Source organism: Pseudoduganella guangdongensis (genome assembly GCF_009857475.1).
GTDB lineage: Bacteria > Pseudomonadota > Gammaproteobacteria > Burkholderiales > Burkholderiaceae_D > Rugamonas > Rugamonas guangdongensis.
Genome location: NZ_WWCJ01000056.1, coordinates 1 through 439 on the forward strand (window position 1 = coordinate 1; position 439 = coordinate 439).

General features: G+C 76.5%; 1 pseudogene. It reads left to right on the plus strand.

Annotated elements, in window-relative coordinates:
* Positions 1–338: pseudogene (locus tag GTP41_RS26800) on the plus strand (hypothetical protein); the annotation flags it as partial.
* Positions 339–439 lie beyond the last annotated feature (101 nt).

Sequence of the window (439 nt, forward strand, 5' to 3'; positions counted from 1 at the left end):
GCCAGTGGGCGGCCAGCCTGGTGCTGGCGGCGCCGCTGGGCGTGTTGGCGCTGCGCTGGGCGGCGCTGGAGCCGGCGCGCGCGCTGGCGGCGGTGGCGGGTGTGGCGGCGCTGGCGTCGTTCGCGGCGTTGCTGGGCGGCGTGACGCGCGGGACGCGCCTGTTTCTCGCGCTGTTCCTGTTCACCTGGTATGTGGCGATCAACTCGCCGAACATGGCGGCGCTAGACCTGGTGGGCTTTAATGGGGCGGCGACGTTGGCCTCGGCCGCTGCATGGGGGCTGGCCGGCGTGCTGGCGTGGCTGGCGGCCCTCGCGTTCAGCCGCCGTCAAGGCGCCTGAACGCTGCGCTGCGGCGGGCTCAGAACTCTTCCCATTCGTCGGCGGCTGCGGCCTGGCGGGCGGCGGCGCGCGGGGCAGGGCGGGCCGCCGCCCGGCCGGCG